Origin of the sequence: Flavobacterium sp., from assembly GCF_024642105.1 — a bacterium.
Classification (GTDB): Bacteria; Bacteroidota; Bacteroidia; order Flavobacteriales; family Flavobacteriaceae; genus Flavobacterium.
Window position 1 is genome coordinate 114,933 of record NZ_JAHEBT010000001.1, and the last position, 25,102, is coordinate 140,034.

Consider the following 25,102-nt stretch of genomic DNA (forward strand, 5'->3'; position numbering starts at 1 on the left):
ATTGAACCTTTTTTTATGGAATTAAGCGTAATGTTTGTTTTTCAATATTTTGACAAGAAATTCCTGAGGAGTTGATCCTGTTACATCTTTAAAGCTTACAAAGAAAGTGTTGTAAGAGGTAAAACCAATCTCCTTAGCTAAAGAATCGTAAGTATTGGTTGCTAAATATCCTGAGTTGATTAATTCTAAACCATCATAAATACGGACTATTTTTTTATATTCAGGGAAAGATATTTTAGAATGGTATTTGAATAGATAGGTAAGATGACTTTTAGGGATATTTAATTTATTGGCTAAATCAGTTAGAGAAAATTTAGCATTTCGATAGGCTTGATTATGAAATGAAAATTGATCTACTTCACTCATATATTGTTCAATAGAATTTTTAATTTTTCCATTTAGTTGGATATCTTGTGAATTACTAATTGCTGAAATTGGAGAATTAGTCCAAAAAGAAATGATTGGATTATCATTCTTTTTTTGTTCATTTATTTTCGAATTTAAAAAAGTATAGCCGTACAGTATTTCAGGAGAAATAATAATTTTAAAATATAAAATCAGCCAAAAAACAGCAGAAATCCATAGATAGCTTGTCCCAAAAATATATTTGGTATTATTTATTTCCCAAAGTAAAACAGTAATTAATCGTAGGGCAGTAATCGCTAAAAATAAAAAAAAGTAAATACTCCATTTTTTAATTAATTGGTTTTGCTTCACAACAATACTAATTTCTCCTTTTCTATTCCAAATATTTGTATTGAGTAGCCTAAAAATAAGGAAAAAATAAACAATCGTATAAATTGTAAAAAAGATGTAGTAAGAATAATCAACCTTAGTTATGTTTACATATTTATTCTCTAGTATGTAATCAATTATATTAAAGACTAATGGAATTATAAAATGATTGAAATTCTTTAATTCAATTTCTTTTTGATCCTTTATTAAGTTGGAAAAATATAAGTAGCTACAAGGAATAATTACAATTGATAAGTTGTTGTATTTACTGAGTAGCACTATTATAAAAGGATTATTATCAATATTCAGAGTACCTACCAACAACATTCGGGTTGATATAATCAGGAAAATAATAACCAAATAAATATTAGTAATTCGATTCGATTGATATCGTAATAGAATTAAAAAAATGGTCAAAAAACCTATAAGTCCAGAAAATGAAACTATTAAATTCTCAATCATTCAGTATAGAAATAAATTAACTATTTATTACTCTAGTTAAGGGGGGACTAGTTTTGATTTAGATTACAGGAATGTTACAAATGTACTACTTTGTTTAATATAATTCTCATTGACAAGAAGGATTGTTTGATAAACAGAATATGATTTTTCAGTTTGATGTGTTGTGAAATTAGTCCCAATGAAAATTTTTTTCATTGTCCTTAAAAGTAATGTTGTCATTAACTTCAACTTACTAAAACCTTAAAAGTTGTTATCTAAATCTTTAAAAATAGAGGGTTGCTTAAAGAGGCTAATTACAGATAAAAAAGAGTGTCGTACTATTGTTTTAAATATCCCCACTATATGAAACAACTACTACTTTTATTTTTTGGATTTTCTATGTATGGACAGCAATTACATCATCAGATGCTGTCTTCGCAAGGGAGTTCAAACTTACTTTCAACAGGTACTTTAGTTCATCAGACCATTGGGCAACAAAGTGTTATTGGAAATTACAAATTTTCGAATATTGTTGCAGGACAAGGATTTCAACAAAGTCTTATTACTAAATCAGTAACAACTTCGTTATCTAATGGAATTACTACAACAACGTATCCGAATCCATTTGTAGATCAAATTCATTTTCAATTTTCTAAACCAATTAATGGACTAATTACGATTAGTATTTATGATGTTTTAGGCAGATTGGTTTACAAAGACCAGAAAGAAGCGATTCAAGATGTTCTAACCTTAGAAAATCTTCATTTTTCTCAAAATGAATATCTAGTAAAATTATCGGCACCGAATTACAAATACTCAACACAAATAATACAAACCAAATGAAACAAAAACTACTAATTCTATTTGTTTTTCTGATTTTTTATACTGCTAGATCGCAAGAAATTTCCTTTGCTACAGGAACCAATTTTACTCAGTACAATTTAAAGAATCCAGAAAATTATGTTGGAACTCCGCTACAATCTGGCTCAGGTTCATTTTATGAAATAGCTTATTTATTGCCTTCGGGAAAAGAAAAGTTGATGTATGATTTTGGTGTAGGACTTAATGAATATAGTGCTTTAGCAGGTACATTAGCCAATTCGTATAAATGGAATACAAAGTATTTAGGTTTGAGAGCCGGATTTGAATACGAATTCATCGAGATAAAAAATATTAAACTAGTTCCTATAGTGGGGATGAATTTTTCTTCTATTATTTATGGTAAACAAGAAATAAATGGCGCCGTGTATGATATCACTAATAATTCTGAATTTTCAGGTTTAAAATTGATTCCTTATTTAGGATTTAAAGCCAAATATAGAATTAAAGATTTGGGCTATTTATCTATAGGGTATAATCACTCTACTACTTTCAAACCTTCTTTAACCAATAAAGAATATCTTACTATTTCTTCAAATCAAATAGTTTTTGGTCTTCATTTTAATGTTAATAATTAATCATTATGAGAAAAATATTACTCTTAATTTGCTTTTTAATGTCTGTAGTGACATTTGCTCAAAATAATGGAATTACCTATCAAGCAGTTATTTATAGCGCTAGTGGTGAATCAATTCCAGGAATTCAAAATCCTAATTCACCTTTAGTAAACAAAGCCATTTGTTTGCAGTTTAGTGTTATTGATGAGAGTAGCCAAACAGAATATCAAGAAAAAGTTACAATTACTACTGATGATTTTGGGATGGTAAATTTAATTATTGGAAACGGAACCCAAACAGGAGGTTATGCTAGTTCATTTAACTCCATAGTTTGGTCGAATTCTAAGAAATATTTAAAAGTAAGTTTAGATCAATCTGGTGCTTGTTCGACATTTGAAGAAATTAGCAATCAATTGTTAACTTATGTCCCATTTGCTTTAGTAGCTGATAGTGCGGCATCTGTATCAGGAATTGTGGGAATCGCTCACGGAGGAACTAACGCTACAACTGTAATTGGTGCAAAAACTAACTTACAATTGCAGAATGTGGACAATACAAGTGATTTAAACAAACCTATTTCTACTGCTACACAAACAGCATTGAATTTAAAAGCCCCAATCAACAATCCTATTTTTACAGGAACGGTTTCTGGGGTTACTCAAGGAATGGTAGGTTTAGGGAATGTAGACAATACTTCAGATGTAAACAAACCTATCTCTATAGCTACACAAACAGCATTGAATTTAAAAGCTCCAATCAACAATCCTATTTTTACGGGAACGGTTTCAGGAATCACAAAAGCAATGGTAGGTTTAGGTAATATAGATAATACAAGTGATTTGAACAAACCTATCTCTACTGCTACACAAACCACTTTAAATTCTAAAGTAGACAAAGTAGTAGGCAAGAATTTATCAACAGAAGATTTTACTACTGCAGAAAAAACGAAGTTAGCAGCTATTTCAGGTTTGAATACAGGGGATCAAGATTTGAGTAGTTATGCAACTTTAACTAATTTGAGTACTAAAGTTGACAAGGTAGTTGGAAAGGATTTATCTACGAATGACTTTACAACAGCTGAGAAAACGAAGTTAGCAGCTATTTCGGGTGTGAATACAGGGGATCAAGATTTGAGTAGTTATGCAACTTTAACTAATTTGAGTACTAAAGTTGACAAGGTAGTAGGAAAGGATTTATCTACGAATGACTTTACAACGGCTGAGAAAACGAAGTTAGCAGCTATTTCAGGTGTGAATACAGGGGACCAAGATTTGAGTAGTTATGCAACTTTAACTAATTTGAGTACGAAAGTTGACAAGGTAGTAGGAAAGGATTTATCTACGAATGACTTTACAACGGTTGAGAAAACTAAGTTAGCATCTATTTCAGGTGTGAATACAGGGGATCAAGATTTGAGTAGTTATGCAACTTTAACTAATTTGAGTACTAAAGTTGACAAGGTAGTGGGAAAGGATTTATCAACCAATGATTATACAACTGTCGAAAAAAACAAATTGGCAGCCGCAACGGATACCAATACCGTTAGTACTATCGTTGCAAGAGATGGAAATGGAAATTTTTCGGCTGGTACAATTAGCGCTACTTTAAATGGGAATGCTCTATCTGCTACTCAATCCTCTAACCTAAGTGGTGGAAGTGTAGGCCAAGTACTCTATCAAACCGCTGCAGGTACAACTGGGTTTATTTCAGGAAATGTTTCTTCCACAAAAAAGTTTTTAAGCGCTACTGGGTCTAATGGTGCTGCAACTGCTCCAACTTGGCAGTCATTGACTCCTTCCGATATTGTAGCTTCGTCTTCTACAACAGCAGGATATTTAAATTTTGAGACTGGAGTTTTTAGTGCTCAAAATTGGACAGAATTAAATTCTCAATGGACTATAACTAGTGGTTGGGCTAATACACGTAATTACAATGGATTGGCTTACCAAGGAAGTTATGCAATAATGGCTCCTGAATCACAAGATTTCACGTTACAGAGTTCGCAAGATTTTAACTTGAGATCAGTTTATCTAAAAAGTGATTTTCAAATTACAGCCACTTCAATAGAGTTTAAAGGTTACAATGCATCTGGAACTTTGATAGGTACAGTTACAGTAAATGTGTCTTCACTAAATCAATTTAGTTTTTCAAATGTTGCTGTAGCCCTTAATGGAATTAGAAAATTAGTTTTTCACCCAATAGGATACAATCCTAGTAATATGGGAGGTGGAACTTTTGCTTTAGATTATTTTGATATCGATGTATTAACTTCTAATAATTTGAATACAGTCAATGGCCTTTTAAAATCAAATGGGAGTGGTTCGATTACAGCTGCTGTAGTAGGAACTGATTATTTAAGTCCAACAGCATTAACTAGTTTAGTGCCTTATACAGGAGCTACGGGATCGGTTAATTTAGGTTCGTATGATTTGACTGTAAATAGTGTCAAGGTTGGATTGGGAGCTGGGGCAAAACCTTCTAATACTTCTGTAGGTGCTAATGCTTTAATTTCAAATACTACAGGTGTGTATAATACAGCATTTGGTAAAGATGCCTTACAAAACAATGCGGTAGGGGGCTTAAATACAGCTATTGGTAATGCTGCATTGCAAGCAAATACAGGTTCTTTTAATACCGGTTTAGGAAAAGAAGCCTTATCAAGTAATACATCTGGAAGCTTTAATACTGCTATCGGAACTGAAGCATTAAGAGGTAATACAACAGGAAATAAAATTACTACTTTAGGTTATCAAGCCGAAGTGGCTAGTGGAAATTTAACTAATGCAACTGCAATTGGGTCAGGAGCTGTTGTTTCTACTAGCAACACCATTCAATTAGGAGATACTGGAGTCACTAATGTGAATACCTATGGTTCTATAACAGCTAATGCAGCGATTAGTAATGAGATAACAGCAGATTTTACTATTGATGTTACTAATGTAGAGCAATATAAAGGAAAGGTAATAATATGTAATCCATCTAACCCTATCACCATTACTTTTGCTACAGGCTTGCCAATAGGGTTTAATTGTATGATTTTACAAAAAAGCGCCGATGCTAATAAAATCAATCTAACAGGAGGTTCGGGGGTTACAATGAAAAATAGAAATAATTATACTGCAACAGCAGGTAACTATGCTATCGCAACAATTGTAAGTATTGGAGGAGATATCATGGTGACAGCGGGAGATATGCAATAAATTGATTTTAAAATTAAAATAAGAACTAAAATATAATATGATGATTATGAAAAAAAGCATACTAATAATGATTTTATTTGTTGCAGTAACTTTTAAAAGTTCAGCAAATAACTTAATAATGGGTACTCCTACAGTTAATGGAAGTACAGTTTCGTTTACAATTAAATGGGATAATAGTTGGAAAGTAAGCACAGGCCCCTCAAATTGGGATGCAGTTTGGGTTTTTGTAAAAAGACAAACTTGTGTTAGTAGCGCAACAAGTCCATGGATACACGCTGATTTAGCCGCTTCAGGACATACCGTGACGGGATCCCAACTTCAAGTGGATGCTGTTTCTGATAATAAGGGAGTTTTTATTAGAAGAAATGCAGCTGGTTTAGGGAATATAAATCAAGCCACGGTAACTTTAACACTTGCTTCCGCCATAGGTTCAGATAATATTGGTGTTTATGGAATAGAAATGGTAAATATTCCTCAAGGACAATTTTATATAGGAGATGGAAGATCTGATCTTCGTGCTTTTACAGATGGGAATACCAATAATCCAAAATTAATTGATGCAACTATTCAGTCCAATGGTTTGGGGGCAGCTTCCAATTATCAAAAGCAAAGTTTAGGGTCATCAAATAATTTACCTGCTACTTTTCCTTTGGGTTACAATCGTTTTTATTGTATGAAATATGAAATTACAGCAGGTCAATATGTTGCGTTTTTGAATACTTTAACGTACAAACAACAATTGCGTATGCAACGCGATTATAATCCTAATGTAACACCACCAACTTCTGCTACAGGAACTCAGTTTCATTGTTGGCCTTGTGGAAACAGATCGGCAAATATTGTAATTGCTACTCCTGCACAATCAGTAACTCAAATCTCTCCTGCTGTATATGCTAACGATTTTGACAATGATGGAGTGTATGATGAAGATGCCGATGGTTTAGGACTACCTGTAGTATTGAATATGAAAAATTTCTTTGCTTTTTTGGATTGGGCAGCCATTCGACCAATGACCGAATTTGAATATGAAAAAGTGTGTAGAGGACCTAATACTCCAGTGATTAATGAGTTTGCTTGGGGATCTACAGATATGTTCAGGGAATTCGATATGGTAGATCGTGGGAAATCTACAGAATATAATAGAAAATCAGGTTTAGGTCCAGCAAATTGTGGTATAGACACTTTATTTAGAACTGGAATGTTTGCTACTGCAACTTCTGATAGAATTCATGCTGGAGCAACCTATTATGGAGTTTTAGATATGACAGGAGGCGTTTGGGAATCTTGCATTGGAGGATGGAGTGTAGATTTTTCAGGATTTACTACTGCTAATGGAGATGGAAATTTGTATGAAAATGGTGATTCAAGTAATAATGGATCTACTGATATGCCGGAATGGATATCGAATAAAATCACGGTTAGAGGAGGAGGTGCAAATTGGCAAGATGTTTGGCAAGCGGTATCTCCTAGGAACTGGGTTAATATTGATTCTTATGGTCATTATCAAGGAGGTAGAGGAGTCCGTTCTTATTAATCGTGCTAGATATGAATAGAATAATCGTTATATTCTTTCTTTTTTTTGGACTTAATTTTGTTCAAGCTCAAATTAATTTACCTGCAATGAGAGGTTTGATTAATTCTAAACCAGATCAAATTTTTACTATGTTTTCCGGAGGAAAAGGCTATGGTACTGCACAAAGTACTAGTGTGCAGCAGGTTTGTAGTCCTTTCGTAGTAGAATCAATTTATTATGGAGGTGAAGGATATGGATCACAAAATAATTTAGTTGTTCAATCTGCTTGTTCTCCTCAGTTAGTAGAGTCAATTTATTATGGAGGTGAAGGATATGGTAGTCAAGATAACGTACTTTCACAATCTATTTGTGCTGCAGTGCCTGTTGAGTCCATCTATTATGGAGGTCAAGGTCGAGGGACTAGTGAAGTAGTTATCATTCAATCTTTATGTTCACCTCCATCCGTAGAGTCTATATATATTGGAGGATTTGGTTTTGGAGACCAACAACAAAGAGTAATTCAAACTATTTGTCAATAGTTTTAAACATAAAATAAGCTGTCTATTGAGACAGCTTATTTTTTTATTAGTTATATTTACAAAAAACAAAATCATGAAACTAGCTACTCTAACCTGTTGTATCGCATTTCTTTTTTGTTGCCAAAACAAAGCTCAAAATGCAATGGCAACGACTACTAATTCTACTGAAACTATGACCAAACAATCCATTCATCAATTTAAAGTGACCGATTTATCTGGTAATACTTTTGATTTTGCCTCATTGAAAGGGAAGAAGATTATGGTAGTCAATACTGCTTCTAAATGTGGTTTGACCCCACAGTATAAAGATTTAGAAGCCTTGTATAAAACATACAAAGACAAAGGTTTTGTTATCGTTGGATTTCCAGCCAATAATTTTGCTTCGCAAGAACCAGGAACTAATGAAGAGATTGCGCAATTTTGTCAATTGAATTACGGAGTAAGTTTTCCTATGATGTCAAAAGTTTCGGTAAAAGGAAGTGATATGTGCGAGGTGTATCAGTTTTTAACGCAACAATCTAAAAACGGTTTGCAAGATTCTGAAGTGGAATGGAATTTTCAAAAATACTTGTTGAATGAAAATGGGGAGTTGGAGAAAGTAATTTCGCCTAGAACCAAACCATTAGATGAAAAAATTGTCAATTGGGTTAAAGGGTAAAATTTTCAATTATAATAGTACACAAAAGAGATTTTCATAAGTTGAAAATCTCTTTTTTTATTTTTATTCAGCAGCTAAAATTTCTTTTACTGCCAATTCGTAATTCCGAATGTTTTTTGTTTTGTTGATTCTCTTCAACACCTTATGTGGATTAGAGAAGATAACCGAAAAGTACTCCCACAAATGATGCATCTTCAGCAAAATATGCGCAGGTCCTGAAAGCGATTCGCTATAGCCTTGGTACAAAGTATTGTGAAAATCACTAAACAACGCTATTTTATTGGCAGGATATTCTGTAGTGTCTTGTTTGATCATACTCGGTAAAAAAGGATCGGAAATTAATCCTCTACCAATCATCCAATGATCAATACTTGGGAAACGCTCTTGCATTTCCTTAAATTTAGTAACCGAAGTAATGTCCCCGTTATAATATAGTTTGTGCTTGGTGTTATCAATACATTGCTGAAAAGCATCTAAATGTACCCCACCTTTGTACAGTTGCTTCCCAATACGCGCGTGAATAGCAATGTTTTTTATGGGATATTTATCTAAAATGGGTAAGACATCCAGAATTTCTTCAGTAGTATCATAACCCAAACGCATTTTCATTGAAACCAAAATATCCGATTCTGAATGCGCTCTTTCTAAAATAGTGTTGATTTTTTCGGTATTGCTTATTAAGCCCGAACCCATTCCTGATTTGGTTACCATTGGATAAGGGCAACCTAAATTCCAATTTAACTCTTTGTAGCCTAATTCTCGTACGTATTTGGCAACAAATAAAAATTCATCTGCATCATTGGTGATTACTTGAGGAATCACTTCTAAACCTACATTATTTTCAGGTAATAAATCCCTTTCGTAAGACGATTTGATTACCATTTTACCATTCAATCGAATGTAAGGCGAGTAATAGGTGTCGATTCCGCCAAAATAAGTATTGATGGCGTTTCTAAAACGAAAATCAGTAAATCCTTGTAAAGGAGAGGAGAGTAGGGTAAAATCCATAGTATTTGTTAGAGAACAAAGATACGATTGTTTTATTCTAAAATGAGTTGCACAAATACAGAATCCAACCATCTATTAAATTTGAACCCTGACTCTTTGATAACACCGACTGTTTTAAATCCGAATTGATGATGGAAGTCAATACTATTTTGATTTTCGGCATCAATCACGCCAATCATCGTATGTAATCCTTGTTTTTTTGCTAATTGAATCAATTCAGTTAACAATAGTTTTCCAATACCTAATCCTTGACTGTTTTGTTGTACATAAACAGAATGCTCAACAGTGAATTTATACGCCTCTCTAAATCGGAATTCGGAGTACATTCCGAAACCAACTACTACACCATTATTTTCGGCTACAACCACTGGAAATCCAGCTTGTATTTTGGATTCTAAAATCGATTCTTGTTGGGCTAAACTTCGAATAGAGTAATCGTACAAAGCTGTAGCATTCAAAATATTATAATTAATAATATCAAGTATTGCTATAGCGTCTGATTTTTGATAATTCCGAATTGTAATTGCCATTATTTTTTTGTTTTTGGAGCTGGCTTAATTGCTACTTTTTGTCTTTCTAAAAGGTCTGCAAGTAGTTTGTCGGCTTCTTTACCATCCCATCCCATGCTTGTACTAAATGCTTTGGCTTTTTTGGTAAAAGCAATAGCAACTGGAATATTGTTTAGTTTTCTTTGTACACGTGCTTCAAGTAAGATTCCATCATACGATTCCTCTAATTCATTAGAGTGTTTGATCCAACTTAAGGACTGGTTTAAACTTGGTGCATCTATAGAATTTCGCATCACATTCAAGACAATATTTTTAATGTCTTTAGTACTATTCCAAACGTATTTTTTAATGTTTTCTGACGCTACTTTTTTATATTTTATCCAATCTTTATTGGTTTCATAATGATCTAAATCGTATTGGAATAACAACGAATCAATTACAGGAGCTGTTATCGTTTTTGCAATAGCACGTTGTTTAGTGTAATTAGCAGTATCACTTGTTTTTACAATAGGTTTTAGTAACTCAACAACGCTGTTAATAAACTTGTCATTTACCCTTTTTTGAGAAGTAATTGCTGCAAAGGCTTGTTGATTCACGTTTACAAATTTGTATTCTCTGGATTCAATATCACTAACGCCATTAGTAAATATTTTCCAATTAATCTCACTAACCATTTTCTCGTCTTTAACTCCTTCAAAGTAGTCGTGAGCAATTGGGTTTAACTCTTTTCTGTCGTTTCCTTTTTTCAAAGCAATTAAATAACGCATACAATTGACCCCGTTGGTCTTATCTTTCTCGTATTCAGCTTTTAAATAGGGTAATTGTTGTTTTGGATTTAAAGCTATTTTAGCTTCCGAAAGGAATTTTTCTTTTTTTAATTCACCCGTAAATCGAGCCAATTCTATTCCATTAGTATCAAGAACTAAAAAAGTAGGGAAGGTCTTGATATTGTATTTGCTTTTGAAAGATTCAGAACCTGCTTTTTCAAAATCCAATCCTGCAAAAACGTAATTGGTATTCATAAAAGAAATCACTTCGGAATCTTTCAAAGTAGTGGCTTTAATGTTTTTACAATGCGGACACCAATCGGCATATACCATATAAAATATAGGTTTGTTTTCGGTTTTGGCACGCTGAATAACCAATTCTAATCCACTTTCATCAAAACGAATAGAGTCTTGTGCTTGAATTGAAAAAGTAAAAAATAATAGAAGTGAACAAATTAAGTGTCGAAAGTGGGGCTTCATACTGTAGTATTTAAATATTGGTTGCAAATATATTTTGTTTTTTAGAATTCCTCTCAAATTTATACTGGTTTTTACTAACAGAATAGAATTACAATTGTAAATTTGCTTCTAGTTATTCTAAAAGAAGTATTCAGAATCATGATATACCCCAAAATACCTTTAGCACAAAGTATCCTTGAGATTTTTTTAGCCAAAGGAATTACCACTATAATAATTTCACCTGGTTCTCGAAATGCGCCCTTAACTATAGGTTTTGCATCCAATCCTGCTTTTCAATGTTACAGTATTGCTGACGAGCGTTCAGCGGGATTTTTTGCTTTAGGCATAGCGCAACAAACTAAAAAACCAGTAGCTTTAGTTTGTACTTCGGGGTCGGCATTATTGAACTATTATCCCGCTTTTGCAGAAGCTTTTTATAGCCAAATCCCTTTAGTAGTGCTTTCTGCAGACCGTCCACAATCTAAAATTGATATTGGCGATGGCCAAACCATTCGTCAGGAAAATGTATTTGCAAATCATTCGTTATACAATGCTAACTTAAACGAATTAGCAAGTCGAGAAAATGATGTAAAAATTAACGAAGCCTTGGATACGGCTTTCGCCAAAAAAGGACCAGTGCACATTAATGCGCCTTTTGAGGAACCTTTGTATGAAACTGTTGAATCGATTTCAGTTCAGTCTTATATTTCACAACCTAAAGTAAAATCAAGTACTGTTGGAGAACTAAGTTCATTCGCCGATATTTGGAACCAAGCTTCCCGAAAAATGGTATTAGTTGGAGTAAATGAACCTGATGCTATTGATGAAGAAAATATCAATTTTTTAGCAAATGATTCTTCGATAGTCGTATTGACCGAAACAACTTCTAATGTACATCATCCTAGTTTTATTGCGAATATTGATACGATAATTACGCCTTTCACTACGGAGGATTTTGAGAATTTTCAACCAGAAATACTGGTGACTTTTGGCGGAATGATAGTTTCTAAACGTATCAAAGCTTTTTTACGAAAATACCAACCCAAACACCATTGGCATATTGATACATTACGTGCTTACGATACTTTCGGCGTGTTGAGCCATCATTTTGAAGTTAATCCGCAAGTGTTTTTCAATCAATTTATTCCGCTGACAAAAGCAATTGCAAGTGATTATACACAGCGATTGGATCACGTTAAGCAAATCAGAAAGGCAAAACACGACAATTATTTGTCAACTATTCCTTTTTCAGATTTTAAAGTTTTTGAACAACTAATTCCTCAATTACCTAAAAATAGCCAATTGCAAATCAGTAATAGTTCAGCGATTCGATATGCACAATTAATTCCAATAGATGCGTCTATTGAAGTGTATTGTAATCGAGGGACGAGTGGGATAGATGGCGCTACTTCAACGGCTATTGGAGCGGCTGTAGCCAATCAAAAACAGACTACTTTTATCACTGGAGATGTTGGTTTTTTGTATGATACCAATGCGCTTTGGAACAATTATATTCCGAAGAACTTCAAAATTATTCTAATCAATAATGGAGGAGGAGGAATTTTTAGAATTCTCCCAGGTCATCAAGAAACGCCAGTTTTTAATACTTTTTTTGAAACTTCCCATTGTCTGACGGCAGAACATTTAGCTAAAATGTATGGTTTCGATTACACCACAGCAAGCGATGAAAATAGTGTAGATAAAGCGTTAACTCGTTTATTTGCTATCAATGACCAACCAGCTCTATTAGAAATATTCACTCCAACTCGTGAAAACGATACCATTTTGCTGAATTATTTTAAGAATTTAGTATAGAAAAAGCAGTAAGGAAATTAAATGTTTTGTCATTCCGAATTTATTTCGGAATCTATATACATGTATTAGTATAGAAACTGAAACAAGTTCAGTTTGACAAGATTAACTTAACTTTAGTAACATTTCTTTTTTTATTATCTAACTGGAACGGGAAAGATGGGTAAGCTGGCATGTCCCAATTCATCTACCGCTTGTACTGCAAAGAAATAATTGTCTTTTGAATACGGAATAGTAACAGCACTATCTTTTACGAATACTGTTTTCTCCCATTGCGAAGCTGAGGTTTCTCGAATTAGAATGTTATATCCGTATACTGGTTTGCCTTCAGGAGCGGTCCAAACTAAATCAGAAAAGTTAGTCAACTCACTTATTTTTATACCAACACTTTTTGGTGATTTTGGAGACCAACCTAAGTTACTCAAAGTGGCTAAGTTGGCACAAGTTACTTTTCGCATGTATTCAAAATCCATAAATTCAGGCAAATCTCCGTATTGTGTTCCTTTTTCAAGGCGCACGTCTTGATGTTGATGATCGTAATTTTCATTCATTTCGCAAAAGCGAATAGCTGTAAATCCGTTTTGACAAAAAGGAGTGTGGTCTCCTCCTCGAAGAAAACGGTCGTTTCGGTACACTAAATTGATATTCAATTGGTCAACATATTGAGTTGTCGTTGTTTTGATATAGCGAGCCAATTGACGTGACGGACTATCATTTTCACGATTGGTTGCTTTGCGGATTTTTGCTTCGGCTTCGGTTTCTAAATACGGAATGGTTTCGCTAAAAACACGCACGTTTAAATTGTCTCGCAAGCCTGTTCCGTTAGATAAACTGTTGCCAATCATATCGTTGTTCAGCATGGCTACTACATTCCAGTTTTCTGCTTTGGCTTTATCGGCTAAATGTTTAGCGCCATATAATCCTTGTTCTTCTCCAACAACGGCCACAAAAATAATCGTAAAAGGGAATTCTCTCTTACACATAATTCGGCTAATTTCCATCATGGCAGCTACACCAGAACCATCGTCATTGGCACCAGGAGCATCAATTGTAGTATTCATTACATCTGTTGCACGTGAATCCAAATGGCCACTAATTATCAAAACTCGATCGTCTGTTGGGTCGGTACCTTTTAAAGTTGCCATAACATTGCCTAATTGACTGTCTGTTGCGATTCTTTTTCCATCTGCTTTGACTGTAAAATAATCGATTTTAGCCGTTAATCTTCCGTTTGACCCTAATGCATACTTATCAAATTCGGCTTTTACCCAACGCTGTGCAGCACCAATTCCACGAGTATTACTTTTGGTATCACTCAGGGTATGGCGTGTGCCAAAAGACACTAATTTACGAATAGTAGTTTCCATATTGGAAGCACTAACTTCCGAAACCATTTTTTTAATTTCGGGATCACTTATAGTAGTTTGTGCATTGTTGTTTTGGAAAATGAACAAGAGTAGTATTGCATATAAAAATGAAGTAGTTTTCATAAATTCAGTTATTTAGATAGGTCAAAGTTAACGAAACAGTTTTAGTTATTGGTCTTAATAAATTCAATTACTTTTTGAATGACATGAGCATCGCCTAGTATTTTTCGATGCCCTAATCCTTCTGTTAACATCAAGTCTCCATTTTTCACATGTTGGTAAATATGCATTCCTGCTTCAACAGGAACTTCAAGATCGTTTTTGTCGTGGATGACCAAAATAGGAATTTCGAGAGCCGATGCGGCTTTATAAGCAGAATAATTGTCCATGGCCTCTCCATATTTTGTTTCAAAATAGTTGCGCAACTTCTGACTAATAATTGGCTTTAATTGTAGACTTGAAATAAAGTTATCCAAAATATCTTGAACGATATCTCCACTGCCAATGACTGCGATTTTTTGAACTTCTAATCCTGATTTTGCGGCATTCAATACTGCCATTCCACCTAATGAATGTCCGATAGCAATTTCAAAAGGTCCAAATTGTCTTTCCAATTCAAAAATGGAAGCAATAAATTCAATCATAATAGTTGAATTTCCTGGTGATTTTCCGTGAGCAGGGGCATCAAAACTGATAGTTGTATAACCTTCTTTTAGTAACGCATCGGCAATTTTAAAAAGTTGTGTTCCTCGACCTGACCAACCGTGAACTAAAAGCACTTTTTTTGTACTATTTCCATATTCATACACCATAATCGATTTATTGATGGCAGGAATAGGAATTAATTGTTGTTTACTAGTTCTATCCATAGCCAATTCTCGCTTAGGAACTTTATGTTTGATGGGAGTAGTAAATAATTTAGCAGCAAATAAAGTAACAGCCCGTGTAGAAATACTGCTTAAAAATGTACTAATCAATAGTATAATTTTAGGAATCGCTAATGGTTTAGGCGAATTTATTGTCTTTTTTGACATTGTCGTAATTTTTTAAGAAAGTTCTAAAGTAATCGTTTTTTTACTAAATTTAGAAAAACATAAAAGTACTTTAATTAACAATGTAGTATCCCAATATTTTGAAGAATCCATAACACTTTTACTAACATTAAATATTCATTCGGAAATGAAGGCAAAAAAGAAAAATGTAATTGCGATTATTTTAGGAGGAGGACAAGGTTCTCGCTTGTATCCATTAACAGAAACCCGATCAAAACCCGCAGTTCCAATAGGTGGAAAATACCGTTTAGTCGATATACCTATTTCCAATTGTCTAAATTCCGATATTTATAGGATGTTTGTTTTAACGCAGTTCAATTCGGCGTCTTTAAATGCACACATCAAAAACACCTACAATTTTAGTGTATTTAGCCATTCATTCGTTGATATTTTAGCTGCCGAGCAAACGCCTGACAATCCTACTTGGTTTCAAGGTACTTCGGATGCGGTGCGCCAATGCATGCCTCATTTCCTCAATCATGATTTTGATTATGCTTTGATTCTCTCTGGTGACCAATTGTACCAAATGGATTTTAATGAAATGATTGAAGCCCATATCGCTGCTCAGGCCGATATTTCTATTGCTACATTGCCTGTCAATGCTAAAGATGCACCCGAATTCGGGATTTTAAAAACCAACTCCGAAAGTTGTATTGAGGCTTTTATAGAAAAACCAGCCGCAGAGTTATTGCCACAATGGGAATCGGATGTGAGCGACGAAATGAAAGCACAAGGGAAACATTATTTAGCCTCTATGGGGATTTATATTTTCAATAGAAAACTATTGGTAGAGTTGATGAAAAATCCGGATACCAAAGATTTTGGAAAAGAAATTATTCCTCAAGCCGTTGGTCATCAAAAAATATTGAGTTACCAATATGAAGGTTATTGGACAGATATTGGAAATATAGATTCATTTTTTGAAGCCAATATTGGATTGACAGACGATATTCCGCAATTCAATTTGTTTGATAATGAAAATAAAATCTATACGCGTCCAAGATTACTACCGCCTTCTAAATTCCAAAAAACGCTAATAGAAAAGTCTTTAATTTCGGAAGGATGTATTTTAAATGCTAAAGAAATTAAAAAATCAGTTATTGGAATTCGTTCCCGAATAGGTGTAGATACTGTTATTCAGAATAGCTATGTAATGGGGAATGACTATTATCAAAGTTTGGAAGATATGAACGAGGATATTTATAATAACAAACTATTAGTGGGTATTGGTGAACGTTGTTTTATCAATAACGCACTTGTCGATAAGAATGTCCGAATTGGTAACGATGTACATATTAATGGAGGTAAACATTTAGAAAATTGTTCCAATGAGTTGTATGCTGTTAAAGATGGAATTGTAGTGATTAAAAAAGGAGCTATCATTCCTAATAATTTTGTTGTGAAGTAATTCAGCTGAATAGCTTCTCCATAAAAAATGCAATTGGTGAAATATAATGGAGTAATTACTGATAATTTTAAATTTATTTACAATTATTAGCATTCAAAACCTATTTTTTTTAGAATACCCGTAATTTTTATTCTAAAGTTTTGCACATCTGTTTTTTTTACTAAATTTCGAATTCATTATAATTTCATACAATGCAGAATCAAACCCGTATTATAATAGAAAATGTTTTGCCTCAATTAGATGGAGGTGTCTTTGCAATAAAACGAATTGTTGATCAAAAAGTTAGAGTAACCGCTTCTGTTTTTTCAGATGGGCATGATGTTATTCAATGTGCCGTAAAATTCAAACATCAATCGGATAAAAAATGGCAAGAAATTCGAATGATTCCTGCTGATAACGACGAATGGTATTGTGAATTTAAAGTCGAAAAACAAGGAACTTATACTTATTTTGTTGAAGGTTGGGTAGATTATGCGCTGAATTGGCAACACGGTACCGAACGTAAAATTTTTGATAGCCAACAGGTTAAGTCAGAATTGTTAGAAGGTGCAGAATATGTAAAAGAAATTCTTAAACTAGCTTCTAAAGAAGAAAAAAAATACTTGGACACTGTAGTCAAATTGTTCTCAACAGAATCCGAATACGATAATGGAGTTAGAGAAGCAATTTCGCACGAGTTAACACAAATTTTCAAGAAGTACCCAACGCGTTTTCTTGCCAATCAATCGCAAGAATTACAAGTGTATGTAGATAGAGAAAAAGCATTATTTAGCACTTGGTACGAGTTTTTTCCACGTTCTGCTTCGCAAGTAGAAGGCAAACACGGAACGTTCAAAGACTGTGAAACGCTTTTGCCAAGAGTGGCAGCAATGGGATTTGATACCTTGTATTTTCCGCCCATTCATCCTATTGGAGAAGTAAATAGAAAAGGAAAAAATAATGCAACTAATGCCGAACCTGGAGATGTAGGCTCTCCTTGGGGAATTGGTTCCCAGTATGGTGGGCATAAATCAACGCATCCTGAATTAGGAACAATTGAAGATTTCAAATCTTTAGTGAAAACAGCCAAGGATTTGGGAATTGAAGTAGCTATGGATTATGCGCTACAAGCGGCTCCAGATCATCCTTATGTAAAAGAATTTCCTCAATGGTTCAAATGGCGTCCTGACGGCACGGTACAATATGCTGAAAATCCGCCTAAAAAATACCAAGATATTTTGCCTATTTATTTTGAAAGTAGCGACTGGAAAAACCTTTGGAAAGAGTTGCTTGATGTGGCGCTGTTTTGGGTAGAAGAATGCGGAATTCGTGTTTTTAGGGTCGATAATCCACATACCAAACCTTTTTACTTTTGGGGTTGGCTCATTGCTGAAATTAAGAAAAAACACCCAGATGTACTGTTTTTAGCGGAAGCTTTTACACGTCCAAAAATTATGAACGAATTGGCTAAACAAGGTTTCAGTCAATCATATACGTATTTCACTTGGAGAAATACAAAAAGTGAATTGACAGAGTATGTAACCGAATTAACGCAATCGGAACAAAAAGAATTTTACCGACCTAATTTTTGGCCAAATACTCCCGATATTAATCCGTTTGCCTTGCAAAGTGGTAACGAGTCGGTGCATTTGCAAAAGTATTTCTTAGCAGCTACTTTGAGTTCTAGTGTTGGAATTTATGGGCCAGTATTTGAATATCGTGTTTGCGAACCACAGGCTCCTGGAAAAGAAGAATATCTGAATTCTGAGAAATACGAGTTTGTGAAATGGGATTGGAATCAGCAAAATAAAATAACCACGCTAATCACTCGAATCAATTTCATAAGAAAACAGCAAACTTCGTTACAACAAACTAACAATATTGTTTTTTGCGACACCAATAACGATCAAGTATTGGCCTATTATAAGTTTGATGATGAGAAACAAAATGAAACCTTGATGGTAGTGAATTTAGACGCATTTAATACCATTCAAACCACGATTAGAATTCCTGTAGAACATTTGGAAACAACCCAAATTCAGGTTACAGACTTGATAACGGGTAATACATATTTTTGGAATCAAGAATGGAATTTTATAGAACTTTCTCCAGAACTACCTTTTCATTTATTTAAAATTCAGCGATAATGAAAGAAAATAAAATCAACGAAGACGAATTTCAAAATCCATTTGTTTTTAAAACAGATTGGAAGAATGCCTTTGACGACGAAGAATTTATAAAAGTTTTTTCGTCAGATATTTTAGAAAACTACATCATCAATAAACGTTGGTATGGGGGTAAGGCAAGTACTTTGAAATACATCGAAGTCGTTGATTCTTTCAAAATCACATCAAAGAACAACAACTATTACGGAGTGTTGTTAGAAGTCAATTTTAAAGAGGCTTTCTTTCAACATTATTTCATGCCCATTTCTTTTATGTTAGAAGAAGAATTGGATACGAATACAATTATTGCTCCTGTTCAATTGAATGGTAAGGATGGATTCTTGGTCGATGCGTTACATCAAGAAGATTTCAGAAAATTACTATTTGATAAAATTATTACTTCTAAAGAAAATGATATTTCTAAAGTGAATTTTCATAAAGGAGTAAAATTGTTAGACAAAGAGTATATTTCGTCCAAATTTATGGGAGTAGAGCAAAGCAATACTTCGATTATTTACAACGATAACTTAGTCTTAAAGATTTTTCGAAGAATTTATATTAGTATGAATCCAGACTATGAAATCAGTCGTTTTCTTACTGAGAGAATGAATTTTAAAAGTTCGCCAGAATATAAAGGAAGTATTAGTGTTAATTTTTCAGAGGGCGATATCACGTTGGGATTGATGCAAGAATTGGTTCCAAATCAAGGTGATGCTTGGAAATATATGTTAGAAGAAGTGGATCGAATTTTTTCTAATTTGAGTGCTAAAAAAATCAAAATCGACAAACTTCCCAATATTGAATTATTTCAAAAATTGCGGTTGAATGAAGTTCCTCCAGAAATTATTGATTGGGCAGGATTGAGTGTTATTTTGCGCATTCAAACTTTAGCCAGACGCACCGCAGAAATGCACATTGCTTTAGGAAGTGACATTCACGAAACGGCTTTTACACCGACTACATACAACGGAGATTATACGGTTTGGCTTAAAAATAGGTTAACGTATCAATTTCAGAATCGTTTGAATATTCTAGAAAATAATTTGCATAAACTAGATGGTTTAGCGTTGGATTTAGCCAATCAATTTTTAGATCATAAAAAATCAATTCGAAAATTATTTTTGGATTTTGATTGGACTAAAATGAAATCAGAACGCATTAGAATTCACGGAGATTATCATTTAGGACAAGTGTTGGTCAACGGAGATGATTTTTATATTTTGGATTTTGAAGGAGAGCCAGAAAGTACCATTCGAGATCGAAAAGTGAAGCAGCCGCCATTGAAAGATGTAGCTGGGATGTTTCGTTCGTTTCATTATGCTATTTACGCAACGATTTTTAATAATAAAGAGAAGTATCCTTACGAACAAAAAGAGTTGTTTCAAGCAGGGGAAGTGTTGTTTAAATATTTTGTAGGGGTCTTTTTGCAAACTTATGTAGAAGTGGCTCAAGCAGGTAATTTGAACATTGGTTACAACAAAGAAATCGACTTTTTGTTGAAATATTGCTTGTTAGAAAAAGCAGTATATGAACTGGGATATGAACTCAATTCACGTCCGCGTTGGTCTGTAATTCCGTTGACCGGAATTGCAAGTATTATGGAATTTGATAAAAATTAGTAGTATATAAAAGTATATTTGATACTTATAGAAATAAAAACACACAATGAGCAAAGTACAAGGATATTCCCTTTTTACCGATTTTGATATTGATTTATTTAAAGCAGGAAAACATTTTAGACTCTATGAAAAACTAGGAGCGCATCCGATTGAAGTAGATGGAGTTTCGGGTGTTTATTTTGCTGTTTGGGCACCATCAGCACGTTCTGTATCTGTAGTTGGAGATTTTAACTATTGGATTCAAGGCGAGCATCAATTAAATGTTCGTTGGGATTCTTCTGGAATTTGGGAAGGATTCATTCCTGGAGTTCAAAAAGGAACTACTTACAAATATAAAATTCAATCTGAAAATGGTGGAATAATCACTGAAAAAGCAGACCCTTTTGCATTTTACTGTGAAAAACCACCGCTTACAGCTTCTGTAATCTGGGATTTGGATTACAAATGGAAAGATACTAATTGGATGAAAACCCGTAAAGAACACAATGCTTTGGATAAGCCGTATTCGGTTTACGAAGTGCATTTGGGTTCTTGGAAACGTCATGGTTCAGAAAATCGATTTTTGACCTATTTAGAATTTGCGGATGAATTAGTAGCATACGTAAAAGAAACAGGTTTTACTCACGTAGAGTTTATGCCTGTGATGGAGTATCCGTATGATCCTTCTTGGGGCTACCAACTAGTCGGTTATTTTGCGCCAACTTCTCGTTTTGGAACTCCACAAGAATTCATGGTTTTGGTAGACAAACTACACCAAGCAGGAATCGGAGTGATTTTGGACTGGGTTCCTTCACACTTTCCTGACGATGCGCACGGTTTAGGCTTCTTTGACGGTTCGAATCTTTTTGAACATCCCGACAGACGCAAAGGATATCATCCCGATTGGAAAAGTTTGGTTTTTAATTATGGACGAAATGAAGTGCGTTCGTTTTTGATTAGTAACGCTTTATTTTGGTTACAACATTATCATATTGATGGACTTCGTGTAGATGCAGTAGCTTCGATGTTGTACTTGGATTATTCTAGAAAAGACGGGGAGTGGGAGCCTAATATTTTTGGTGGAAGAGAAAACCTAGATACGATTAGTTTCTTAAAAGATTTTAACGAAGCCGTTTATGCTAATTATGAAGGTGTGCAAACTATTGCTGAAGAAAGCACCTCGTTTCCAATGGTTTCAAGACCAACATTTGCAGGTGGTTTAGGCTTTGGTATGAAATGGATGATGGGCTGGATGCACGATACATTACAATACTTTAAAAAAGATCCAATTCACAGAAAATACCATCAAAATGATTTGACTTTTTCAATGACCTATGCTTTTTCAGAGAATTTTATGTTACCACTTTCACATGACGAAGTTGTCTATGGAAAATGCTCCATTGCAGGTAGAATGCCGGGTGATGAATGGCAAAAATTTGCCAATTTACGATTGCTTTACGGTTATATGTTTACGCATCCTGGAACCAAGTTGCTTTTTATGGGAGCTGAGTTTGGGCAAAGTGGGGAATGGAATTTTGAACAAAGTTTGGATTGGCATTTACTGCAATATCCATTTCATGAAGGAGTAAGAAAGTTAATTGCAGGTTTGAATGATTTGTATAAAAGTCAACCTGCTTTACATGAAAAACAATTCAGTCCCGAAGGATTTGAGTGGATTAACTATTCCGATCATCATAATGCAGTAATGACGTATATCCGTAAAGGAAATAACTCAAAAGAAGATGTGATTGTAGTGTGTAATTTCACTCCTGTAGTGCGTAAAAATTACAGAATTGGTTTGCCTAAAAAAGGAAAATTAGTCGAAATATTCAATAGTGATGCCGAAGTTTTTGGAGGAAGCGGTGTAGCTAATTCAGGTAAATTAACCATAGAAAATTCGCCTTATGATGGTAGAGATTATTCTATAGAATTAGATTTAGCTCCTTTGGCGGTCATGGTATTCAGAATTTCGTAATTCAACCGTATATTTTGTTTTTGTTCGATTTAGATTTTAATAAAGATTTAAAAACTATAAATTTGTAACTCTTAAATCTAAATCGAATGAAAAAATATTTTTTACTAGGACTATCCGCTTTTGGATTATTATTTTCTTGTGCAACCAACCCATTGACAGGAAAATCAACACTTAATTTTGTTTCAAATGCAGAATTATTTCCGTCATCATTCCAACAATACGGAACGTTTTTAAAAGAAAATAAAGTAATTACAGGTACTGCTAATGCTAAATTAGTGGAGAAAGTAGGTATCAGAATTAAATTAGCCGCCGAAAAATATTTGAATTATTTGGGGCAAACGCAATATCTGAAAGGCTATGAATGGGAATATAAGTTAGTAGAAAGCAAAGATATCAATGCGTGGTGTATGCCAGGAGGTAAAATTGTAGTCTATTCAGGAATATTACCCGTAACCCTTAATGAAGCTGGGTTAGCAACGGTTATGGGGCATGAAGTTTCTCACGCTTTAGCCAATCATGGAGCGCAACGAATGAGCGCAACTCAGTTACAACAGATAGGAGCTGTAGGAGTAGCTCTAGCGACAGGTAAAGAGAGTGCTGAAAAGCAAGAAATGTGGCAAAAATATTACGGTATTGGATCTCAAGTAGGCGTAATGTTACCTTTTAGCAGAAGTCATGAAAGCGAAGCAGATAAGATTGGTTTAACATTGATGGCTATTGCGGGTTACAATCTAGAGGAGTCTGTACTTTTTTGGGAAAGAATGGCTGCTAAATCATCTGGAAAATCCCAACCTGAATTTTTAAGTACTCACCCTTCTGATGCTACTCGAATAGACAATTTAAGAGCATTAATTCCAGAGGCGAAAGCGATTGCTACTAAAGTTGGAATTATAGCTAGATAATTTAATCAGTTCATAAAAAAACGGGCTATTCTTTTCTTAAAGAATAGCCCGTTTTTTTACAAATTACAGTTTAAAGTCCGAATTATATCTAGTTTTTGTGATACTAATTAAAAAATAAATAAATTAGTCCCCTAAACCAAAATAATTATGGCAGATTTACAAAAAGGGGATAAGAAATTATTGAATGCTTGGGCATTTTATGATTGGGCTAATTCAGTATATTCATTAGTAATATCCTCCGCTGTTTTCCCTATTTTTTATGAAGCCTTATTCTCAGAACGCAGCCATTATATCACTATTTTTTGTTTCTCGCTTAAGAACTCGGCCTTAATTAGTTTTGTTACTGCTTTTGCTTTTTTAGTGGTGGCTTTTATTTCTCCAATCCTCTCCGGAATTTCAGATTATGTAGGTAATAAAAAATCATTCATGAAGTTCTTCTGCTACTTGGGTGCCTTATCTTGTATTGGATTGTATTGGTTTAGTCTTGAAAATATTTACCTCAGTTTAATATTCTATTTTTTAGGATTAGTGGGCTTTTGGGGAAGTTGGGTTTTTTATAATTCGTATTTGCCGGACATAGCTTTTGCTGAACAACAAGATGAAATTAGTGCCAAAGGCTTTTCTTATGGGTACATTGGGAGTGTAATTTTACTTGTGGTTAATTTGGCTATGATTATGAAGCCTGATTTTTTTGGAATGACAGGTAATGAGAATGAAGCAGCATTAAAAGCCATGCGGTATTCCTTTGTGATGGTAGGTATTTGGTGGATTTTGTTTAGCCAATATACCTATTACTATTTGCCAAAAGGCAATAAAATTGTAGCAAGTAAAATAAAACAACACATTGTATTCAACGGTTACAAAGAGTTATTAAAAGTTTGGAATTTATTATCCGAAAATTTGGCTTTGAAAAAATACCTTGCTAGTTTCTTCGTGTATAGTATGGCAGTGCAAACGGTAATGTTGATTGCAACCTATTTTGGAAAACAAGAAATTCAATGGGCTTCGCAAAGTGAGAGTACTACTGGTTTGATTATCTGTATTTTATTGATTCAGTTAGTTGCTATTGTGGGGGCTACCTTTACTTCTAAAGCATCTGCTAAATATGGAAACATACCTACTTTGATTGCTATTAATGCTTTCTGGGTAGTATTGTGTGCTTTAGCCTATTTCATCACATTGCCCATTCATTTTTATGTGATGGCGGGTTTAGTCGGTTTGGTAATGGGTGGAATTCAAGCATTATCTCGTTCTACCTACTCAAAATTGTTACCGGAATCTGAAGATACGGCTTCATTTTTTAGCTTTTATGACGTAGCCGAAAAAATCGGAATTGTTATTGGGATGTGTGTTTATGGAATCATAGATCAAATTACGGGTAGTCCGCGATTTGCCATCGTGTTTTTAGGTATCTTCTTTGTAATTGGACTTGTTCTATTACGACGTGTTCCCAAAACTACTGAATTAGAATAATCATTTCTATTTGGTTTTCTGTTTTGGCACAGAGATTGACTTATTAAGAGTCGGTCTTTAGAACTGCATTGCCAATTGCATAGACCAATCGAATTATAAAAATTAA

The 25,102-nt window shown here is 34.0% G+C and carries 19 protein-coding genes; 13 read left to right on the plus strand and 6 right to left on the minus strand.

Annotation, left to right across the window (positions count from 1 at the left end; translation table 11 throughout):
* Positions 1-21: 21 nt before the first annotated feature.
* Positions 22-1,197 (minus strand): AraC family transcriptional regulator, encoded by a 1,176-nt coding sequence (locus Q0L65_RS00590; RefSeq protein WP_296682319.1) that lies wholly within the window; start codon positions 1,195-1,197, stop codon positions 22-24.
* 342 nt (positions 1,198-1,539) lie between these two features.
* On the opposite strand from Q0L65_RS00590, the gene Q0L65_RS00595 reads away from it, so the two are divergent.
* The 6 genes from Q0L65_RS00595 to Q0L65_RS00620 all read left to right on the plus strand — a co-directional run bounded on the left by Q0L65_RS00595 (position 1,540) and on the right by Q0L65_RS00620 (position 8,522).
* Positions 1,540-2,019, plus strand: coding sequence for a T9SS type A sorting domain-containing protein (locus tag Q0L65_RS00595; RefSeq protein WP_296682320.1), 480 nt, complete (start codon positions 1,540-1,542; stop codon positions 2,017-2,019).
* Complete coding sequence (locus Q0L65_RS00600; RefSeq protein ID WP_296682321.1) at positions 2,016-2,633, plus strand: hypothetical protein; 618 nt, start codon at positions 2,016-2,018, stop codon at positions 2,631-2,633. The genes Q0L65_RS00595 and Q0L65_RS00600 overlap by 4 nt, the downstream gene beginning before the upstream one ends.
* A gap of 5 nt (positions 2,634-2,638) precedes the next feature.
* Entirely contained in the window at positions 2,639-5,812 is a 3,174-nt protein-coding gene (locus Q0L65_RS00605; RefSeq protein ID WP_296682322.1) for a hypothetical protein, read from the plus strand.
* A 46-nt stretch (positions 5,813-5,858) separates the two neighbouring features.
* On the plus strand, positions 5,859-7,346 hold the full coding sequence (locus Q0L65_RS00610) for an SUMF1/EgtB/PvdO family nonheme iron enzyme (RefSeq protein WP_296682324.1): 1,488 nt from the start codon (positions 5,859-5,861) through the stop codon (positions 7,344-7,346).
* A gap of 11 nt (positions 7,347-7,357) precedes the next feature.
* A complete protein-coding gene (locus Q0L65_RS00615; RefSeq protein ID WP_296682326.1) occupies positions 7,358-7,864 on the plus strand; it encodes a hypothetical protein in 507 nt (168 codons plus the stop codon).
* Positions 7,865-8,006: 142 nt separating this feature from the next.
* Positions 8,007-8,522, plus strand: a complete 516-nt coding sequence (locus Q0L65_RS00620; protein ID WP_296682519.1) for a glutathione peroxidase — start codon at positions 8,007-8,009, stop codon at positions 8,520-8,522.
* A gap of 63 nt (positions 8,523-8,585) precedes the next feature.
* On the opposite strand, the gene Q0L65_RS00625 is transcribed toward Q0L65_RS00620, so the two are convergent.
* Genes Q0L65_RS00625 through Q0L65_RS00635 form a run of 3 tightly spaced genes read right to left on the minus strand, consistent with a single transcriptional unit; the run spans position 8,586 to position 11,286 of the window.
* Positions 8,586-9,530 carry a tRNA-dihydrouridine synthase family protein gene (locus tag Q0L65_RS00625; RefSeq protein ID WP_296682327.1) on the minus strand — a complete coding sequence of 315 codons (945 nt, stop codon included), beginning with the start codon at positions 9,528-9,530 and terminating at the stop codon, positions 8,586-8,588.
* Between the two features lie 32 nt (positions 9,531-9,562).
* Positions 9,563-10,060 carry an N-acetyltransferase family protein gene (locus Q0L65_RS00630; RefSeq protein ID WP_296682329.1) on the minus strand — a complete coding sequence of 166 codons (498 nt, stop codon included), beginning with the start codon at positions 10,058-10,060 and terminating at the stop codon, positions 9,563-9,565.
* The gene (locus Q0L65_RS00635; RefSeq protein WP_296682330.1) at positions 10,060-11,286 is read right to left on the minus strand and encodes a thioredoxin fold domain-containing protein; all 1,227 of its coding nucleotides are present in this window, start codon (positions 11,284-11,286) and stop codon (positions 10,060-10,062) included. Before Q0L65_RS00635 ends, Q0L65_RS00630 begins: the two co-directional genes overlap by 1 nt.
* Before the next feature lie 138 nt (positions 11,287-11,424).
* Between Q0L65_RS00635 and menD the strand changes: the two genes are divergently transcribed.
* On the plus strand, positions 11,425-13,080 hold the full coding sequence (gene menD / locus Q0L65_RS00640) for a 2-succinyl-5-enolpyruvyl-6-hydroxy-3-cyclohexene-1-carboxylic-acid synthase (protein ID WP_296682332.1): 1,656 nt from the start codon (positions 11,425-11,427) through the stop codon (positions 13,078-13,080).
* Positions 13,081-13,214: 134 nt separating this feature from the next.
* Here the strand turns inward: menD and Q0L65_RS00645 are convergent, their stop codons facing one another.
* Complete coding sequence (locus tag Q0L65_RS00645) at positions 13,215-14,567, minus strand: M28 family metallopeptidase (protein ID WP_296682334.1); 1,353 nt, start codon at positions 14,565-14,567, stop codon at positions 13,215-13,217.
* Positions 14,568-14,608: 41 nt separating this feature from the next.
* Positions 14,609-15,478: an alpha/beta hydrolase gene (locus tag Q0L65_RS00650; protein WP_296682336.1), complete on the minus strand. Its 870-nt coding sequence runs from the start codon at positions 15,476-15,478 to the stop codon at positions 14,609-14,611.
* Positions 15,479-15,623: 145 nt separating this feature from the next.
* On the opposite strand from Q0L65_RS00650, the gene Q0L65_RS00655 reads away from it, so the two are divergent.
* From Q0L65_RS00655 to Q0L65_RS00680, 6 genes are all read left to right on the plus strand, one after another.
* A complete protein-coding gene (locus tag Q0L65_RS00655) occupies positions 15,624-16,904 on the plus strand; it encodes a glucose-1-phosphate adenylyltransferase (protein WP_296682338.1) in 1,281 nt (426 codons plus the stop codon).
* A 191-nt stretch (positions 16,905-17,095) separates the two neighbouring features.
* Positions 17,096-19,030: an alpha-1,4-glucan--maltose-1-phosphate maltosyltransferase gene (locus tag Q0L65_RS00660; protein WP_296682340.1), complete on the plus strand. Its 1,935-nt coding sequence runs from the start codon at positions 17,096-17,098 to the stop codon at positions 19,028-19,030.
* Positions 19,030-20,667, plus strand: a complete 1,638-nt coding sequence (locus Q0L65_RS00665; protein ID WP_296682341.1) for a trehalose synthase — start codon at positions 19,030-19,032, stop codon at positions 20,665-20,667. The genes Q0L65_RS00660 and Q0L65_RS00665 overlap by 1 nt, the downstream gene beginning before the upstream one ends.
* A 46-nt stretch (positions 20,668-20,713) precedes the next feature.
* Entirely contained in the window at positions 20,714-22,621 is a 1,908-nt protein-coding gene (glgB, locus tag Q0L65_RS00670) for a 1,4-alpha-glucan branching protein GlgB (RefSeq protein ID WP_296682343.1), read from the plus strand.
* Positions 22,622-22,707: 86 nt separating this feature from the next.
* Positions 22,708-23,523 (plus strand): M48 family metallopeptidase, encoded by an 816-nt coding sequence (locus Q0L65_RS00675; protein ID WP_296682345.1) that lies wholly within the window; start codon positions 22,708-22,710, stop codon positions 23,521-23,523.
* 147 nt (positions 23,524-23,670) lie between these two features.
* A complete protein-coding gene (locus tag Q0L65_RS00680; protein ID WP_296682347.1) occupies positions 23,671-24,996 on the plus strand; it encodes an MFS transporter in 1,326 nt (441 codons plus the stop codon).
* The last annotated feature ends 106 nt before the right edge of the window (positions 24,997-25,102 follow it).